The following is a 16014-nucleotide window of genomic DNA, read 5'->3' on the forward strand; positions in this document are numbered from 1 at the left end:
CTGAGAGGGTAATCGGCCACATTGGGACTGAGACACGGCCCAAACTCCTACGGGAGGCAGCAGTAGGGAATCTTCCACAATGGACGAAAGTCTGATGGAGCAACGCCGCGTGAGTGAAGAAGGGTTTCGGCTCGTAAAACTCTGTTGTTGAAGAAGAACGTGGGTGAGAGTAACTGTTCATCCAGTGACGGTATTCAACCAGAAAGCCACGGCTAACTACGTGCCAGCAGCCGCGGTAATACGTAGGTGGCAAGCGTTGTCCGGATTTATTGGGCGTAAAGAGAGCGCAGGCGGTTTCTTAAGTCTGATGTGAAAGCCTTCGGCTTAACCGGAGAAGAGCATCGGAAACTGGGGGGCTTGAGTGCAGAAAAGGACAGTGGAACTCCATGTGTAGCGGTGAAATGCGTAGATATATGGAAGAACACCAGTGGCGAAGGCGGCTGTCTGGTCTGTAACTGACGCTGAGGCTCGAAAGCATGGGTAGCGAACAGGATTAGATACCCTGGTAGTCCATGCCGTAAACGATGAGTGCTAGGTGTTGGAGGGTTTCCGCCCTTCAGTGCCGCAGCTAACGCATTAAGCACTCCGCCTGGGGAGTACGACCGCAAGGTTGAAACTCAAAGGAATTGACGGGGGCCCGCACAAGCGGTGGAGCATGTGGTTTAATTCGATGCAACGCGAAGAACCTTACCAGGTCTTGACATCTTCTGCCAATCTTAGAGATAAGACGTTCCCTTCGGGGACAGAATGACAGGTGGTGCATGGCTGTCGTCAGCTCGTGTCGTGAGATGTTGGGTTAAGTCCCGCAACGAGCGCAACCCTTATTGTTAGTTGCCAGCATTTAGTTGGGCACTCTAGCAAGACTGCCGGTGACAAACCGGAGGAAGGTGGGGATGACGTCAAGTCCTCATGCCCCTTATGACCTGGGCTACACACGTGCTACAATGGACGGTACAACGAGTCGCGAAACCGCGAGGTCAAGCTAATCTCTTAAAGCCGTTCTCAGTTCGGATTGCAGGCTGCAACTCGCCTGCATGAAGTCGGAATCGCTAGTAATCGTGGATCAGCATGCCACGGTGAATACGTTCCCGGGCCTTGTACACACCGCCCGTCACACCATGAGAGTTTGTAACACCCAAAGCCGGTGGGGTAACCTTTTAGGAGCCAGCCGTCTAAGGTGGGACAGATGATTAGGGTGAAGTCGTAACAAGGTAGCCGTAGGAGAACCTGCGGCTGGATCACCTCCTTTCTAAGGAATAAAGGAAGCCAGCACATTAATCGAAGTTTTGTTTAGTTTTGAGGGGTCTACCCTCAAACCCAAAGTACATTGGTACTTTGACTTGGTTCTTTGAAAACTAGATAATATTAATTTCTGTAGTGAATTATATTTTAAATATAATTTCAACCGAGAACACCGCGTATTAAATTGAGTTTTTTAAAAGAAGTATCGCAATACTCAATAACTTTAACGCAGCACGAAAGTGCTGTGAGGTTAAGTTATCAAGGGCGCATGGTGGATGCCTTGGCACTAGGAGCCGATGAAGGACGGGACTAACACCGATATGCTTCGGGGAGCTGTACGTAAGCTTTGATCCGGAGATTTCCGAATGGGGAAACCCAGCAATCTTAGTCGATTGTTACTTTTCAGTGAATACATAGCTGATTAGAGGTAGACGTGGGGAACTGAAACATCTCAGTACCCACAGGAAGAGAAAGAAAATTCGATTCCCTCAGTAGCGGCGAGCGAACGGGGAACAGCCCAAACCAACGAGCTTGCTTGTTGGGGTTGTAGGACTGAACATTTGAGTTACCAAAGATATTGATAATTGAATGACCTGGGAAGGTCAGCGAGACAGGGTGATAGCCCCGTAGATGAAATCGATATCTCTCAGTTCAGGATCCTGAGTACGGCGGAACACGTGAAACTCCGTCGGAATCCGGGAGGACCATCTCCCAAGGCTAAATACTCCCTAGTGACCGATAGTGAACCAGTACCGTGAGGGAAAGGTGAAAAGCACCCCGGGAGGGGAGTGAAACAGTTCCTGAAACCATGTGCCTACAAGCAGTTAGAGCCCATTAACGGGTGATAGCGTGCCTTTTGTAGAATGAACCGGCGAGTTACGGTTGCATGCAAGGTTAAGGTGAAAAGCCGGAGCCGTAGCGAAAGCGAGTCTGAAATGGGCGTTTAAGTATGTAGCTGTAGACCCGAAACCAGGTGATCTACCCATGTCCAGGTTGAAGGTGCGGTAAAACGCACTGGAGGACCGAACCCGTGTACGTTGAAAAGTGCTGGGATGAGGTGTGGGTAGCGGTGAAATTCCAAACGAACTTGGAGATAGCTGGTTCTCTCCGAAATAGCTTTAGGGCTAGCCTCGGAATTAGAATCATGGAGGTAGAGCCACTGTTTGGACAAGGGGCCCGTCATGGGTTACTAAGTTCAGATAAACTCCGAATACCATTGATTTATGTCCGGGAGTCAGACGGTGAGTGATAAGATCCATCGTCGAAAGGGGAACAGCCCAGACCACCAATTAAGGTCCCTAAATATATGCTAAGTGGAAAAGGAAGTGGAGTTGCATAGACAACTAGGATGTTGGCTCAGAAGCAGCCACCATTTAAAGAGTGCGTAATAGCTCACTAGTCGAGTGATTCTGCGCCGAAAATTTACCGGGGCTAAGCATATTACCGAGATTGTGGACTTGACCTATGGTCAAGTGATAGGAGAGCGTTCTAAGGGCGAAGAAGTCAGACCGTAAGGACTGGTGGAGCGCTTAGAAGTGAGAATGCCGGTATGAGTAGCGAAAGATCAGTGAGAATCTGATCCACCGAATGACTAAGGTTTCCTGGGGAAGGCTCGTCCTCCCAGGGTTAGTCGGGACCTAAGCCGAGGCCGAGAGGCGTAGGCGATGGATAACAGGTTGAGATTCCTGTACTAGTAGTTGATGTTTGAGTGATGGAGGGACGCAGGAGGCTAAGTTGTGCGCACGATTGGAAATGTGCGTTCAAGCTATAAGTCAGTAAGGGAGTGAAAGGCTTACTTACGTGTTGACAAGTAGTGATGAGGACCGAAATTTAGTAGGGAAGCGACTGACGTCACACTGCCGAGAAAAGCTTCTAGCGAATTAACTACTACCCGTACCGCAAACCGACACAGGTAGTCGAGGAGAGAATCCTAAGGTGAGCGAGTGAACTCTCGTTAAGGAACTCGGCAAAATGACCCCGTAACTTCGGGAGAAGGGGTGCTGATCGCAAGATCAGCCGCAGTGAAAAGGCCCAGGCGACTGTTTATCAAAAACACAGGTTTCTGCAAAATCGTAAGATGACGTATAGGGGCTGACGCCTGCCCGGTGCTGGAAGGTTAAGTGGATGAGTTAGCTTCGGCGAAGCCCAGAAATGAAGCCCCAGTAAACGGCGGCCGTAACTATAACGGTCCTAAGGTAGCGAAATTCCTTGTCGGGTAAGTTCCGACCCGCACGAAAGGCGTAACGATCTGGGCACTGTCTCAACGAGAGACTCGGTGAAATTAAGATACCTGTGAAGAAGCAGGTTACCCGCGACAGGACGGAAAGACCCCATGGAGCTTTACTGTAGCTTGATATTGGGTGTTGGCATAGCTTGTACAGAATAGGTCGGAGCCGTAGAAACCGGAACGCTAGTTTCGGTGGAGGCGTTAGTGGGATACGACCCTCGCTGTGTGAACACTCTAACCCGCGCCACTAAGCGTGGCGGGAGACAGTGTCAGGTGGGCAGTTTGACTGGGGCGGTCGCCTCCCAAATAATAACGGAGGCGCCCAAAGGTTCCCTCAGAATGGTTGGAAATCATTCGCAGAGTGTAAAGGCAGAAGGGAGCTTGACTGCGAGACAGACAGGTCGAGCAGGGACGAAAGTCGGGCTTAGTGATCCGGTGGTACCGTATGGAAGGGCCATCGCTCAACGGATAAAAGCTACCCTGGGGATAACAGGCTTATCTCCCCCAAGAGTCCACATCGACGGGGAGGTTTGGCACCTCGATGTCGGCTCATCGCATCCTGGGGCTGTAGTCGGTCCCAAGGGTTGGGCTGTTCGCCCATTAAAGCGGTACGCGAGCTGGGTTCAGAACGTCGTGAGACAGTTCGGTCCCTATCCGTCGCGGGCGCAGGAAATTTGAGAGGAGCTGTCCTTAGTACGAGAGGACCGGGATGGACATACCGCTGGTGTACCAGTTGTGCCGCCAGGCGCATCGCTGGGTAGCTATGTATGGATGAGATAAATGCTGAAAGCATCTAAGTATGAAACTCGCCTCAAGATGAGATTTCCCATTCCTATATGGAAGTAAGACCCCTGAAAGATGATCAGGTAGATAGGTTGGAAGTGGAAGCACAGTGATGTGTGGAGCGGACCAATACTAATCGGTCGAGGACTTAACCAAGTAGAAAATGGTGTTCAAAGATACAGAAATTAATATTAGCTAGTTTTGAGAGAACGAAGTTCTTTCAGTAACATAAGTGTGGTGGCGATAGCCAGAAGGATACACCTGTTCCCATGCCGAACACAGAAGTTAAGCTTCTGCACGCCAAGAGTAGTTGGGGGATCGCCCCCTGCGAGGGTAGGACGTTGCCACGCAAATATGAAAAGGTTGATGAATTATTCATCAACCTTTTTTTGTATCTACAATGAACATTTGACAAAATAATGTTAAAATAATATCACATCTGTAACTAATGCGGTTACAAATAAAACAAAAGGATTGAAAAACTATATGAAATTATCAACAAGTTTTAGTGATTCTATTCATATTTTAGCGTATTTAAAAATATATCAAAATACTAAACTATCAAGCGAAGAAATTGCTGCCAGTATTGTAACCTCTCCAGTAGTGGTTAGACGGTTAATGGGTAAATTAAAAAAAGCTGAATTAATTCAAACAGTGGCTGGAATGCCAACACCCAGATTAGCAAAAGAAACTGATCAAATTTCATTATGGGATGTTTATTTGGCAGTGGAGGAGCAGACAGATTTATTTAATATTGATCGCCAAACTAATCCAGAATGTGTTGTTGGTGTTAATATTCAGCAGGTTTTAACGGAATGCTATGATGAAGCACAATTAGCTGTTCAACAAAAATTACAATCCATTACTTTAGCCAGTATAATCAATAATATTTTGGTAAAACAATCAATCAAGGAAAGTGGGAATTAAAATGACTAAATATGCTGTGACCGGGGCTGCTGGTAACCTTGGAAAACGAGTAATTAATGAACTACTAAATTCGAATAAAGCAAGCGACATTACAGCAGCGGTTCACAGTTTAACTAAAGCTAGCTCAATGACCAAATTGTGAGTAAACATTCAAGCGATTGATTATTTGAATCCACAAACGATGGTGCCAGTGTTTGAGCCGATAGATGTTTTGGTGTATATTCCCAGTAAAACCTATAATAATGTCCAACGGGTACAGGAACTAGAAAATGTACTTAGCGCAATGAAATCAGCCAATATTAATCAAATGGTGTTTGTTAGCTTTTATGCTGATCAAGAAAATAATCCATTTACCATGTCTGGTTATTATGGCTACGCTCCACGTCGATTAGCGGCAGCCGGTATAAATTATGCCGTATTAAAAAATGCGCTGTATGCCGATCCCTTAATTCCATATCTACCAGAATTGATTAAACGGCAAGCTTTGATTTATCCAGTTGGTCATCTGGTCATCAAAAAATGAGTTTTATTAGTTATGCTGATAGTGCTAAAGCCATTGCCAAGGTAGCAACTACGCCCCAATTACGTGAGAATGGACAAATTTATACACTAACTCAAACGCAAGCATTAGATATGAATACTTTAGGGAGGTTAATGACTACTGTGACCGGTCATAAGATCGGCTATCAACCTGTAAGTGTTACGGGATTTGCTGAAATATACGCAGCAGAAGGTGATGGAGTAGAGTTAGCTTCGATGTATCGAGCAGGTGGTATGGGTTTATTTAATATTGTTACTAATGATTTTGCGACTATTACCGGACAACAACCAACAGATATGCTAACTTTTTTAAAACAGCATTACCAAGCTTAATTAAGTAAGAAGGGAGTTTCAATGAACGAATTAATAAAAACATTTATAACGCAACGACACGAACTATGGTTAGCACTAGGGCAACATTTGAAAATTTCCTTAATTGCCTTGGTGATTGCACTCGTTTTAGCTATGCCACTAGCTATTTGGGCTACGCGTCATAAACGGGTAGCTGAATTATTGCTTCAGATTAATAGTGTGTTTCAAACGATTCCCTCACTAGCTTTACTGGGACTATTAATCCCCATTGTGGGAATTGGAACCCTGCCAGCAATTATTGCGCTGACAATCTACGCGTTACTGCCCATTTTTCAAAATACATATGTGGGGATCGCTGAAATTGATCCCTCATTAGAAGAGGCTGCCGATGCTTTTGGGATGCGACCACTGCAAAAGTTGTTTAAAGTTGAACTGCCAATTGCCATGCCGGTAATCATTTCTGGTATTAGAACCGCGATGGTATTAATTGTGGGAACGGCGACCTTAGCGGCATTAATTGGAGCAGGCGGATTAGGTAACTTTATTTTATTAGGTATCAATCGAGATAATCCTTCTTTAATTTTATTAGGAGCGATTAGTTCAGCCGTATTAGCTATCATTTTAAGTAGTTTAATTAAATTAACGCAGAAATTGCCACCGAAGCAGATTGCCATTTTATTAGGAGGCCTTTTAGTCTTAGTAGCGGGTGGGGTAGGAATTAATACTTTAACCCCCAAACCAGAAAAAATTGTGGTAGCTGGCAAATTAGGGTCAGAACCGGATATTTTGATTAATATGTATAAAGATTTGATTGAACAAGAAGATTCAAATGCTCAAGTGGAATTAAAAAATAATTTTGGTGAAACTTCCTTTTTATTTAGTGCCCTAAAAAGTGGTGAGATTGATGTTTATCCTGAATTTAGCGGAACAGTTTTGACAACCTTGGTAAAAAACGGTGCTACAAACCAACCGTTAACAGAAAAACAAACCTATAATCGGGCTGCCAGTTTAGTAAAACAACAATATCAGATGAAGTATCTAGCACCTATGAAATATGAAAATACTTTTGCGGTAGCGGTAAAAACGAGCTTTGCTAAGAAATACCATCTCCAATCTATTGCAGATTTAAAACGAGTTCAGTCTAAGTTACAGGCGGGCTTTTCCCAAGAATTCGCTAATCGAGATGATGGTTGGTTAGGAATTCAAAAGAAATATCAAATTGATTTTCCGGTCAAGCAAATGCAACCATCCTTACGCTATGAAGCGATTGCTAGAAATGATATTAATATTTGTGACGTTTATACAACCGATAGTCAAATTAAACAATACCACTTGACGGTATTAAGCGATCCGAAACATGTTTTTCCACCGTACCAAGGAGCGCCATTAATGAAGGATCAGTTTGCTAAACAACATCCTCAAGTAGTCACAGCATTAAATCAATTAAGAGGTCGCATTTCAGCTGAACAAATGCGCCAAATGAATTATGAAGTTAATGTCCAAAAACAGTCTGCTGCTGATGTGGCTAAGAGATATTTACGACAACAAAAAATGATGAAAGGAAGTGACTAAATGACAACTCCAATGATTGAATTTCGGCACGTTAAAAAAGAGTTTGATAATACGCAAGCAGTTAAAGATTTGAGCTTTATTGTGCCTCGCGGAGAATTATTTGTGTTGGTAGGAACTTCTGGAAGTGGTAAAACCACCACTTTAAAAATGATTAATCAACTAATTGTTCAAACTAGTGGGGATATTTTGATCGATGATAAACGAGCCAAAGACTATGATTTACGACAACTAAGACTAAATATTGGTTACGTCCTTCAACAGATTGCCTTATTTCCGACTATGACGGTTAAGCAAAATGTAGCGGTGATTTTAGAACTTAAACATGTTGCTAAAAAAGATATTGACCAGAGAGTAGATGAATTATTAAGAGGGGTGGATTTAGATCCCGAACAATACCGAGATCGTTATCCTCGCGAGTTATCTGGCGGAGAACAGCAACGAATCGGCATTATCCGAGCAATGGCCGCTAATCCACCAGTAATTTTATTTGATGAACCATTTAGTGCTTTGGATCCGATCGTTAGAAATCAATTACAGGATTTGGTGCGGCGACTACATCAACGTTACCAAACCACGATTGTTTTTGTGACCCACGATATGGATGAAGCCTTAAAGTTGGGAGACCGAATTGGGGTAATGAGTCACGGTGAGTTATTACAAGTGGGAACGCCTACTGACATTGCCCAACATCCGGTGAATAAATTTGTGGAAGACTTCTTTGCAGCAACAGTTGGCAAAAACTTGTATGATACACCTGTGGATAAAATTATTAAGACCGGTTATCAGATTAAGCAACCAACCCAGACCGAGAATATACCGACAGTGAGTCGTGAAGCCACTTTAGAAGAGGTCTTTGCCATTTTAGCTAATGAGGCGGTAGTTGAGGTTCACGATGAATCTACTAATCCAGTCGGTTGGTTAGACCGGCAATCCATTATGCGTTATTTAAGTGAAGTAAAACATTAGTGGAGGTGCAATATGAGTCAATTTGAAACGGTGATTATCGGAGGCGGTCCAGCCGGATTAGGTCTCGCTTATCCACTACAAGCAGCCGGACAAAAGGTAGCAGTAGTGGAAGAAAATAAATGGGGTGGAACCTGTCCGAACCGCGGTTGTGATCCCAAAAAAGTTCTATTAGGACCAGTGGAGATCCTGCGACGCAATCAAGATTTACTAGGCAAAGGAATTGTTAATCAAGTGCAAATTAATTGGGCGGATTTGATGGCATTTAAAAATACCTTCACCGATCCAGTTTCAACTAATTCTAGAGCGGGCTTAGTGGCTGCTGGCATTACGGTATTTGACGGTCATGCTAGTTTTAAGGACAACCATACTCTTGATATTGATGGTGAAACTATTACGGCTGATAGATTTGTCATTGCGACCGGTCAACGCCCACGGCAATTAGCAATCACTGGTGGTGAATTATTAGGCACTAGCACTACCTTCATGCAGTTGCCCCAGTTACCCGCTGAAATTGCGTTTTTAGGTGCTGGCTTTGAAGCATTTGAATTTGCTGCCATTGCCAGTGCTGCAGGAGCTAAGGTGCACATTATTCAACATAATGATCGACCATTAAAACAATTTCCTCAAGCTGGAGTGGCTGAATTAATGCATCAATTAATTGCTCAGGGAGTAGAATTTCATTTGAATTTTGAAACGCAAACCATTCAACCTACTGAAACGGGAATTATGATTAGCGGCAGTGATGCTGGGAAATTACAGCAATTAACGGTTAATGCTGGCTTTGCTACCAGTGGCCGTATTCCTAACTGTGATACGTTAAATTTAACTGCCATTGGGGTTGCAACGGATAGTCACGGAATTAAAGTAAATGATCATTTGCAGACGAATACAGCTAATATCTATGCGATGGGGGATGTTGTTTCTAGACGGCAACCTAAATTAACGCCGGTAGCCAGTTTTGAGGCTCAATATTTAAGTCGAGAACTACTTCATAGCGGTGCAGCCATTGCCTATCCGATGATTCCATCAGTTATTTATGGAATGCCACGATTAGCTCAGGTGGGAGTTTCATTGACGGAGGCCAAAGCAAATGATGCCTATGTGGTGAAACCACTGGATATGACGCAGTGGTTTACTTATCGTCATTTAAACGAAGCCGTGGCGAAGGCCACCACGATTGTGGATAAAACTACCGATCGTATTATGGGCGCTTTTGTAATTAGTAACGAAGCCGATGAATTAATTAACTATTTGACCCAAATTATTGATCAACAGTTAACCATGAAACAAGTCCAGCAAGAAATTCTTTTATATCCAACGGTGGCTAGTGATTTAGGCTACTTGGGATAGAATTAGTAAAAGCAATCTACTAAAATAATAAAAAGCATTCCTAATCATTGGTTAGGAATGCTTTTTATTTAAAGTTCGTAATTTGCCAATCAATAGCAATGTAAAAGAATTGAAAAATGTGATTCGTTCAATACGACGAACGATTTCAAAACGTATCCATTTTATCATTCGTATATTTCCTTGACGAAATCAATGAGCTTTGTTATTCTTAAGCAGTAGATGAGACCAATTGGTTGCTACAAATTGTAATTATTGAGGAGATTAACCATGAATAATACCCCAGTATTTGACTATGATGATATTCAACTAATTCCGAACAAAGGAATTTTGAAAAGCCGAAGCGAGGCCGATACTAGTATTGAATTTGGACCACGGACCTTTAAGTTACCGGTGGTACCAGCTAATATGGAAACGGTAATCGATGAAACGTTGGCAGCTGAATTAGCTCGCCGTGGATACTTTTATGTGATGCATCGTTTTAAACCGGAACGACGCTTGGCTTTTGTAGAACAAATGCATGACAATGATTTATATGCTTCCATCAGTGTCGGGGTCAAACCAAGTGAACAAGATCTTATTTTAAAACTCAAAGAAATTCAACAAACCCCTGAATACATTACTATTGACGTTGCTCATGGTCATTGTGACGCTGTGATTGAAATGATTCAGTTTATCAAAAACAATTTACCAGGAGCCTTTGTAATCGCCGGTAATGTGGCTACTCCTGCTGGTGTTCGTGATTTGGAAAATGCGGGTGCTGACGCGGTTAAAGTGGGGGTTGGTCCTGGTAAGGCATGTATTACTAAACTAAAAACTGGTTTTGGAACTGGTGGTTGGCAATTAGCGGCATTGCGTCTTTGCTCTAAAGCGGCTAGCAAACCATTAATTGCCGATGGTGGTATTCGCTACAATGGCGATATTGCAAAATCAATTCGGTTTGGAGCATCAATGGTTATGGTCGGTTCCATGTTGGCTGGTCACGAAGAAACTCCCGGTAATTCCATTTCTATTGATGGTAAAGTTTATAAGCAATACTGGGGTTCCGCTTCTGAAAAGCAAAAAGGAGCCTACCGTAATGTTGAAGGTAAACAAATGTTAGTACCTTTTAGGGGATCATTATTTGACACTTATCAAGAAATGAAAGAGGATTTACAATCTGCTATTTCCTACTCTGGCGGTAAAGATTTAGCTGGCTTGAAAACCGTTGATTACGTGGTGGTTAAAAATTCCATCATGAATGGTGATAATTATTAAAAATATTGCAGAACCGCTGACTATTGCGGTTCTTTTTTTGTATAATAAGAAACGAGTTACACTGCCGTTTTAGCTCAGAAGGTAGAGCGTTGCCATGGTAAGGCAGAGGTCCCGGGTTCAAATCCCGGAAACGGCTAAATATTAATAAAAAAGTCTTCGCCAATATTGACGAAGACTTTTTTATTTTAGATTTAAGGAGCGGGCAATTTTTAATTGATCTAAAGCTAAATGATTATTCGCAATTAGCGGGGTTAATTTTCCTACACTAATTAAGGTCAATGAATGCATGGCTCGCGAAATAATTGTATAAATGGTCCCCAGTAACTTATCGTCAGGATAGTTTTGAGCTGAGACATTCCAAGCCACTACGGCGTCAAATTCTAAGCCCTTGGCTAAATAAATCGGTAAAATAACGCAGCCAGTAGGTAAAGTTCGATCAGCATCTTGGAGCAAAGTACTATGCAACTGATGGGAAACAGCTCGTTGAAGAGCCTGCGCCTCTGGCATATTTTTCGTTAAAATAGCTACCGTGCCGGATGTTGTTAATGCCGTTTTAACGCTAGCTATAACTGCTTGAATTGCTTCTGGTTCATCTGGAGTTAAAATGATTTCGGGTAAATCCCCCGGCCGATTGAAGGCCTCGATATCTTTTCCATTAGGTAAAATAGATTTAGCAAAAGTGGTAATCGGATACGTAGAACGATAAGAACGCATTAAACTAATTAAGCGGGCGCGCTTGGCCTGAAAGGCATTTTTGAACTTATTTAGTAGTTCAGCAGGTGTTTCTACTTCTTTAAATAAAGCCTGTTCACTATCTCCCAGTAATGTCCATTTGGTTTTAGGAAAAGCATAACGAAGGTATTTCAGTTGGGCCAAAGAGTAATCTTGCATTTCATCAACAAATAAATATTTCATCGTCTGATTTTGAGCACCACCACAAGTATAATCACGAAGATAAAGAAGTGGAGCTACATCAGTTAAATTAATTTGATGTAATTCAAGGCGTTGGTTAAAATCTGTCACTAATTGCTTAACCTGATCGGCACCAAGTTGAGTAAATAAGGGACATTGACGAAGATATTGACTGTATTGAACGTACGGGTCAAAGAAATTATTATTGAAAATACCATCATAAACTTGGTTAAGACGTTGGGAAACGATTTGAACGGCAATATAATTTCTTTCAGTAGTTTCATCTTGAAAATCACCTAAACGTTTAGAACCCATCAAATCATGATAGCGTTCGTCGCTTAACTCATCGATGGCATCATTAACCCAATCAGCGGTAATTTCTTGGTGAATACGGTGTTTCAAACGTTTAATTAATTCGTTTTTCGTTTTTAGCATTTTGTCACTAAGTTTTAAGGCCTTAGGCCAACTAGCAAAAATATCTTTAATTTCCTGTTTGTTAAAGAAAATTTCGCCATTAAACATTAAGTGATCAAAGGCTATATGCTCGCTATCTAAGTGGTCACAATAATTAGTAATATCATCCATGTAGGTAGCACTTTCTTTAATAGTACGAATATTGAGTTCTTGCTTAGTTAAATCACTATCTGCTTCGTAGCGTTCAAATAGGGTTTGGACTTTTAAGCCTTTCAATCGATTATCAAAGAACTCAGCTAGGGTTACTTGACGCATATTGCGTTCTCCTAAACTGGGTAAAACATCCGCGATATAGTGGCTAAATAATTTATTCGGTGAAAATAAAATAATCTGATCCGCTTCGAGCGTATCGCGACTATGGTAAAGCAAAAAGGCAATTCGTTGTAAGATGGCCGAAGTTTTCCCTGAACCAGCTACCCCTTGAACTACTAATAAATCACTTGTAGTATCGCGGATAATATCGTTTTGTTCGCGCTGGATGGTAGCAACAATGTTTTGCATTTGTTCATCATTTTGTTGACCTAACACGGTTTGCAACATTTCGTCACCCACGGTTTCATTGGTGTCGAACATATTAATGATTTGTCCATCGTTAATTTGAAATTGGCGCTTTTTTTGTAGATCAGTGGTTTGCTTACCAGCGGGCGTTTCGTAACTGACCTGACCTAGAGTCCCATTGTAATAAATACTAGAGATGGGGGCCCGCCAATCGTAAATTAAAAATTCCCCATTTTCATCGACAAAGGATGCTGTTCCAATATAAAGAGATTCCACCTCACTACTATCATCGTCTAAAATATCAATGCGGCCAAAGTAAGGTGATTTTTTTAATTGTTTATAAGTGCTTAATTGTCGTTTTAAAATAGTTTCATTTTCAGTTAAACGAGTCACCAGACCTCTTTGTTGTTGCAATTCAGCACTGGTTTCAATTCGGTCATCCACTTCAAAATAGTTAACGGAAGTGTTGGTAGAATAGTTTTCCTGTACTCGCTTGGTTTCGGCATGAGACCGATTAAACTCAGCCTGGGTACGTTCTACTTGGTCGGTGAGTTTATCGACCACCAAATCAACACGTTTTTGTTCCTTGATTTCTTCGTTTGATTTCAAAAGGGACCTCCTTAGTCGAACTTATCATCAAATAATACTAGCCAATTTTAGTTGCAAATTTTCTGAGTGTCAATTCCCTCAACCTTTGACTTTTGCCTAGTAAATCAGTAAAATTAAAAATGTTAATAATATGAAAAGTAGCAACCAATAATCAGAGAAAATTGCCATGGCTGAAAGCAATTTAGCGTTGCGAAATGGGTAAAAAAGATTGGGTAACGCCTTATTGTTTAGAGTGGCAGTCTATTTTGGGCTGCAATTTAGGTGGTACCACGTTAAGACGTCCTATTGGTTTATTCAATAGGGCGTTTTTTGAAAGGGAGAAATAAAAATGGGAAAGAAAGTTATTTTAACAGGTGATCGACCAACTGGCAAGCTTCACATTGGTCATTACGTGGGTTCATTGAAAAACCGGGTAGAACTTCAAAATTCCGGCAAATACGATACTTATATTATGATTGCGGATATGCAAGCATTAACTGATAATGCTCGTGATCCAGAAAAAATTCGTAACAGTCTGTTAGAAGTTACTCTAGATTATTTAGCAGTTGGAATCGATCCCCAAAAATCCACAATTTTAGTTCAATCACAAATTCCAGCACTAAGTGAATTAACCCAACATTATTCTAACTTAGTTTCATTGGCGCGGTTGGAAAGAAACCCAACTGTTAAAAATGAAATCAAACAAAAGAAATTCGGCCAAAGTGTTCCAGCTGGTTTTGTCATGTATCCAGTGAGTCAAGCAGCTGATATCACGGCCTTTAAGGCGACTACGGTGCCAGTTGGTGATGACCAAGAACCTATGTTAGAACAAACGCGAGAAATCGTGCGGACATTTAACTCCGTTTATAACCAAGACGTATTGGTGGAACCAGAAGGCTATTTCCCAGTCAAAGGTCAAGGACGAATTCCGGGATTAGATGGTAATGCTAAGATGAGCAAGTCTTTAGGTAATGCGATTTATCTTTCTGATGATGCAGATACGGTTACTAAAAAAGTCATGTCGATGTACACTGATCCAAATCATATTCACGTTGAAGATCCTGGTCAAGTTGAGGGCAACGTCGTCTTTACTTATTTAGATATTTTTGATCCAGATAAGCAACAAGTGGCCAATTTAAAGGAACAATACCAACATGGTGGCCTTGGTGACGTTAAAATCAAACGTTACTTAAATGATGTTTTACAAGCTGAATTAGCGCCAATTAGAGAACGACGTGAACAATATGCTAAAGATGTTGCGGGATTATATGATATTTTGAAACAAGGTAGTGCAGCAGCCAATGTCGTTGCTAATCAAACCTTGCAAGAAGTTCGTGACGCAATTGGAATCAATTATTTTGACTAAATTAAGAGTCAGAAAGGGTGGCTGGGATGGAAAACCTAGTAATCTTGGATATTGGTTCTAATTCCGTGCGAATGGCGATTAACCAGATTCAAGCTGATGGAAGTTATCGGGAAGTTAAACGTATGAAAAATGCTAGTCGACTTTCTGAAAAGATGGGTCAGCAAAAAGTCCTTCAAAAAAAAGCAATTGAGCGAACCATTGATGCGTTAGCAGATTTTCAAGCGGTTTATACGCAATTTACCCATACTAGTGTGATAGCTATTGCCACGGCTGCCGTGCGTCAGGCTAAAAATCAAAGTGCATTTCTTCAAGAAGTTAAACAACGAATTGGGGTCGATGTAAAAGTTTTAACCGGTCAACAAGAAGCCTATTACGATTATTTAGGGGTAATGAACCGGTTAGGAATTCAAAATTGTTTGATTTTAGATATAGGCGGAGCGAGCTGTGAATTAATTCAAGTGGATAATGGCCAAGCTGTTCATTTAACGAGTGTTCCGGTGGGGGCAGTTAACATTACCGAAAAATACCGGTTAAATGGCACCATTAGTGGAGCCAATCTTTTTAATGCTGAGTTTGGGTTACGCAAATTATTTGGTCGCATTAAATGGCTTCATAGAGCTCATCATGAACCATTGGTACTTTTAGGTGGCGCTAGTCGTACATTGGCCCGAATCAATCGGCGACGGCAACATATGAGTCGAGTAGATGCGATTCATGGGTACCATTTGTCAGCAGAACAAGTGAATCGAACTTTTTTAAATTTATTACGCGGTAATGAGCACCGTCGCAAAGAAATCCCAGGTCTAGAAGCCGATCGAGCTGATATCATTGTTGGCGGAATGTTACCATTAATTACCGTAATGGGATTAACTGATGTTAAAAAGATGTATTTTTCCGAAAGTGGTGTTAGAGAAGGTATCATTACCGAATATTTAAACAACCATTATAGTAAAAAACATAAATAATTGATTAAAGGCCGGCTAGGCAAGGCTTAGTCGGTCTT

11 protein-coding genes, 1 tRNA gene and 3 rRNA genes (1 of these 15 cut by a window edge) are annotated in these 16014 nt (G+C 41.9%); 14 read left to right on the forward strand and 1 reads right to left on the reverse strand.

The genetic code is table 11. From position 1 onward, the window contains the following. The 12 genes from HII32_RS04280 to HII32_RS04325 all read left to right on the forward strand — a co-directional run. A 16S ribosomal RNA gene (locus HII32_RS04280) occupies window positions 1–1249 on the forward strand; it begins 363 nt to the left of the window's first position. A 241-nt stretch (window positions 1250–1490) separates the two neighbouring features. After that, window positions 1491–4408 (forward strand): 23S ribosomal RNA (locus tag HII32_RS04285). 77 nt (window positions 4409–4485) lie between these two features. Continuing rightward, window positions 4486–4602 (forward strand): 5S ribosomal RNA (gene rrf, locus HII32_RS04290). Together the 16S, 23S and 5S rRNA genes form the textbook arrangement of a ribosomal RNA operon. Before the next feature lie 136 nt (window positions 4603–4738). Then, window positions 4739–5179, forward strand: a complete 441-nt coding sequence (locus tag HII32_RS04295; protein ID WP_172188609.1) for an Rrf2 family transcriptional regulator — start codon at window positions 4739–4741, stop codon at window positions 5177–5179. A gap of 1 nt (window position 5180) precedes the next feature. Continuing rightward, window positions 5181–5321: an SDR family oxidoreductase gene (locus HII32_RS07905; RefSeq protein ID WP_343034650.1), complete on the forward strand. Its 141-nt coding sequence runs from the start codon at window positions 5181–5183 to the stop codon at window positions 5319–5321. A gap of 24 nt (window positions 5322–5345) precedes the next feature. Next, entirely contained in the window at window positions 5346–5702 is a 357-nt protein-coding gene (locus HII32_RS07910) for a Rossmann-fold NAD(P)-binding domain-containing protein (RefSeq protein ID WP_343034652.1), read from the forward strand. After that, window positions 5699–6052 carry a Rossmann-fold NAD(P)-binding domain-containing protein gene (locus tag HII32_RS07915; protein WP_343034653.1) on the forward strand — a complete coding sequence of 118 codons (354 nt, stop codon included), beginning with the start codon at window positions 5699–5701 and terminating at the stop codon, window positions 6050–6052. Before HII32_RS07910 ends, HII32_RS07915 begins: the two co-directional genes overlap by 4 nt. Before the next feature lie 21 nt (window positions 6053–6073). Beyond that, a complete protein-coding gene (locus tag HII32_RS04305) occupies window positions 6074–7603 on the forward strand; it encodes an ABC transporter permease/substrate-binding protein (protein ID WP_172188610.1) in 1530 nt (509 codons plus the stop codon). Continuing rightward, a complete protein-coding gene (locus HII32_RS04310; protein ID WP_172188611.1) occupies window positions 7604–8569 on the forward strand; it encodes an ABC transporter ATP-binding protein in 966 nt (321 codons plus the stop codon). It abuts the gene before it with no gap. A gap of 12 nt (window positions 8570–8581) precedes the next feature. After that, entirely contained in the window at window positions 8582–9919 is a 1338-nt protein-coding gene (locus HII32_RS04315) for a dihydrolipoyl dehydrogenase family protein (RefSeq protein WP_172188613.1), read from the forward strand. Window positions 9920–10186: 267 nt separating this feature from the next. Next, the gene (locus HII32_RS04320; RefSeq protein ID WP_172188615.1) at window positions 10187–11173 is read left to right on the forward strand and encodes a GMP reductase; all 987 of its coding nucleotides are present in this window, start codon (window positions 10187–10189) and stop codon (window positions 11171–11173) included. A gap of 63 nt (window positions 11174–11236) precedes the next feature. Next, window positions 11237–11309: transfer RNA gene (locus tag HII32_RS04325), tRNA-Thr, on the forward strand. A 44-nt stretch (window positions 11310–11353) separates the two neighbouring features. On the opposite strand, the gene helD is transcribed toward HII32_RS04325, so the two are convergent. Then, on the reverse strand, window positions 11354–13666 hold the full coding sequence (gene helD / locus HII32_RS04330) for an RNA polymerase recycling motor HelD (protein ID WP_172188617.1): 2313 nt from the start codon (window positions 13664–13666) through the stop codon (window positions 11354–11356). 328 nt (window positions 13667–13994) lie between these two features. Between helD and trpS the strand changes: the two genes are divergently transcribed. Together trpS and HII32_RS04340 are read left to right on the forward strand one after the other, a co-directional pair. Then, window positions 13995–15011: a tryptophan--tRNA ligase gene (gene trpS, locus HII32_RS04335; RefSeq protein WP_172188619.1), complete on the forward strand. Its 1017-nt coding sequence runs from the start codon at window positions 13995–13997 to the stop codon at window positions 15009–15011. 26 nt (window positions 15012–15037) lie between these two features. Further along, complete coding sequence (locus tag HII32_RS04340; protein ID WP_172188621.1) at window positions 15038–15976, forward strand: Ppx/GppA family phosphatase; 939 nt, start codon at window positions 15038–15040, stop codon at window positions 15974–15976. The last annotated feature ends 38 nt before the right edge of the window (window positions 15977–16014 follow it).

The sequence above is a fragment of the Lentilactobacillus kribbianus genome, assembly GCF_013184075.1.
GTDB classification, from domain to species: domain Bacteria; phylum Bacillota; class Bacilli; order Lactobacillales; family Lactobacillaceae; genus Lentilactobacillus; species Lentilactobacillus kribbianus.

What these genes read in the sequence shown, in the direction of transcription:
- HII32_RS07915 (WP_343034653.1), top strand. Translation starts at nt 5,699, where the DNA reads ATGAGTTTTATTAGTTATGCTGATAGTGCTAAAGCCATTGCCAAGGTA.
- HII32_RS04310 (WP_172188611.1), top strand. Translation starts at nt 7,604, where the DNA reads ATGACAACTCCAATGATTGAATTTCGGCACGTTAAAAAAGAGTTTGAT.
- HII32_RS04320 (WP_172188615.1), top strand. Translation starts at nt 10,187, where the DNA reads ATGAATAATACCCCAGTATTTGACTATGATGATATTCAACTAATTCCG.
- HII32_RS04295 (WP_172188609.1), top strand. Translation starts at nt 4,739, where the DNA reads ATGAAATTATCAACAAGTTTTAGTGATTCTATTCATATTTTAGCGTAT.
- HII32_RS04315 (WP_172188613.1), top strand. Translation starts at nt 8,582, where the DNA reads ATGAGTCAATTTGAAACGGTGATTATCGGAGGCGGTCCAGCCGGATTA.
- HII32_RS04340 (WP_172188621.1), top strand. Translation starts at nt 15,038, where the DNA reads ATGGAAAACCTAGTAATCTTGGATATTGGTTCTAATTCCGTGCGAATG.
- trpS (WP_172188619.1), top strand. Translation starts at nt 13,995, where the DNA reads ATGGGAAAGAAAGTTATTTTAACAGGTGATCGACCAACTGGCAAGCTT.
- HII32_RS04305 (WP_172188610.1), top strand. Translation starts at nt 6,074, where the DNA reads ATGAACGAATTAATAAAAACATTTATAACGCAACGACACGAACTATGG.
- HII32_RS07905 (WP_343034650.1), top strand. Translation starts at nt 5,181, where the DNA reads ATGACTAAATATGCTGTGACCGGGGCTGCTGGTAACCTTGGAAAACGA.